The organism is Streptomyces sp. NPDC047315 (assembly GCF_040643215.1).
Classification (GTDB): Bacteria; Actinomycetota; Actinomycetes; order Streptomycetales; family Streptomycetaceae; genus Streptomyces.
The window spans coordinates 1-2,463 of sequence record NZ_JBEYTZ010000104.1; the positions used below are offsets into that span (position 1 = coordinate 1).

Sequence of the window (2,463 nt, forward strand, 5' to 3'; positions counted from 1 at the left end):
CATCGACTGCTGGGCGCGCAGGTTTCGCTCGCCGGTGGTGGTGTGGTGTTGACGGGTCGGTTGTCGACGTCGGCGCAGCCGTGGCTTGCTGATCATGCGGTCTCGGGTGTCGTGATCGTGCCGGGCACGGCCTTCGTTGACCTGGCGGTACATGCCGGGCTTCAGGTGGGTTGTTCCCGGTTGGACGAGTTGACGTTGCAGGCGCCTCTGGTCCTGGCGCAGGACGGTCCGGGTGTGGCGGTGCAGGTCGTCGTCGACGATCCAGATGAGCACGGCCAGCGCGGGGTGAACATCTACTCGCGGCCGGACGGCGACAGCGACTGGATCCGCCACGGCGTCGGCTCGGTCACCGATGCGGCTGAGGTATCGATTCCGGGATGGGTGTGGGCTCCTGTTGGCGAGTCGATGCCGGTGGAGGACATCTACGCAGGGCTTGGAGATGCGGGCTTCGATTACGGTCCGGTGTTCCAGGGTTTGCGGCAGGTGTGGGTGGACGGGAAGGATGTGTACGCGGAGGTCGTGCTTCCCGACGACCCGTCGGGCTTTGCTCTGCACCCGGCCCTGCTCGACGCAGCCCTGCACGCCCTCGCCGTCACCGGTGAGTCGTCCGAGGCCGGGCTTCCCTTCGCCTTCGCCGGCGTCACCGTTCACACCACCGGTGCCCGCGCCCTCCACGCCCGACTGCGTCGCGGCGCCGACGGCGTCAGCATCGAAGCCGTCGACCCGACCGGCCAGCCCGTCGTCACCGTCGAATCCCTCGCCTTCCGGCCGATCAACCAAGAGAGCCTTTCAGGCCCCCAGACCTCCGCCGCCCGCCTTCTGCGGATGCGGTGGGCGCCGGTGCCCGAGCAGACCGCCGACGGCGCGAAGGGAACGGCACCGGAATGGGCGCTGGTGGGGAACGGCTCGGCTGATCACGCCGGCCTGACCGCGCTGGCCCAGGCCGTGGACGAAGGCGCCGAGGCCCCCGCACTGGTGGTGCTGTCCTGCGTCGACGCCGCTGCGGGCGGGGCTGACGACGGGGCCCAGGGTGCCACGCGCGCCGAGGCGGCCTTGGTGCGGCTGTTGACCGAGGTACAGGCGTTCCTCGCCGCGCCGCAGCTGGAAGAGGCCCGGTTGCTGGTGCTCACCCGTGGCGCCGTGACCACGGAGGACCCGGTGTCCCCGGTTGACCCGGTCATGTCCGCGATCTGGGGGATGGTCCGGTCCGCCCAGACGGAGAACCCGGACCGCTTCGTCCTGCTGGACCTCGATCCGCAGGGCGACCCGGCGGCCGACGACGTCGTCCTCCTCACGCGGCTGCTGCCGGCAGTATTCGCCAGCGACCTCGATCAACTCGCCGTACGCGGAGACGAGTTGATCGCACCGGCACTCGCGGAGATCGACGGGAGCGACCGGCTGCGGCTCCCCGAGCAGGGGCCGTGGCGGCTCGGGGCCGGCCGGGGCGGGACTCTCGCCGAGCTTGCTCCGGTCCCGTACTCGGAGGCGGGCGCACCGCTCCTGCCGGGGACGGTCCGGCTGTCCACCCGAGCCGTCGGGCTGAACTTCCGGGACGTGCTGATCGCGCTGGGCATGTACCCGGACAAGGCGACGCTCGGCAGCGAGTGCGCCGGTGTGGTCACCGAGGTCGGTCCGGGCGTCACTGGGCTGGCCGTCGGCGACCGGGTCATGGGCCTGGTGCCGGAGTCGTTCGGCGACGTGGTGGTGGCCGACGCGCGGACCGTCGCGCCGATCCCTTCGGAGTGGTCGTACGCGCAGGCCGCGTCGGTGCCGGTGGCGTTCTTGACGGCGTACTACTCGCTGGTGCGGCTCGCCGACCTCCGCCCGGGCGAACGCGTGCTCGTCCACGCGGGCGCGGGCGGCGTCGGAATGGCGGCCGTCCAGCTGGCGCGGCACCTCGGGGCGGACGTCTTCGCCACGGCGCACCCGAGCAAGTGGGCGACGCTGCGGGGGCTCGGGCTGCCGGACGACCGGATCGCCTCCTCCCGCGACCTCGACTTCCGCGCCGCGTTCCTCACAGTGACTGACGGCGCCGGCGTCGACGTGGTGCTGAACTCGCTCGCGGGTGAGTTCGTGGACGCCTCGCTCGAACTGCTGCCGCGCGGCGGACGGTTCGTCGAGATGGGCAAGACCGACGTACGGGACGCGGCTGCGCTGCCGCCCGGCGTCCGGTACCGGACCTTCGACCTGTCCGAGCCCGAGCCGGCCCAGATAGGTGACATGCTCGCCGAGCTGCTGGCGCTGTTCGCCGAAGGACGGCTCGTGCTGCTGCCGCTGACGGCGTGGGACGTACGGCGGGCGCCGGCCGCGTTCCGCCACCTCAGCCAGGCCCGGCACGTCGGCAAGAACGTCCTGACCCTGCCCGTTCCCATCGATCCTGAGGGGACGGTGTTGGTGACGGGTGGTTTGGGTGTGTTGGGTGGTTTGGTGGCGGAGTGGTTGGTGTCGGTGTGTGGTGTGCGT

General features: G+C 71.5%; 1 protein-coding gene. It reads left to right on the forward strand.

Translation table 11 applies throughout. The features are described 5' to 3' along the window. Positions 1–9 precede the first annotated feature (9 nt). Positions 10–2,463 (forward strand): polyketide synthase dehydratase domain-containing protein (locus ABZ842_RS38740; protein ID WP_361548560.1); only part of this gene is annotated, 2,454 nt, incomplete at its 3' end.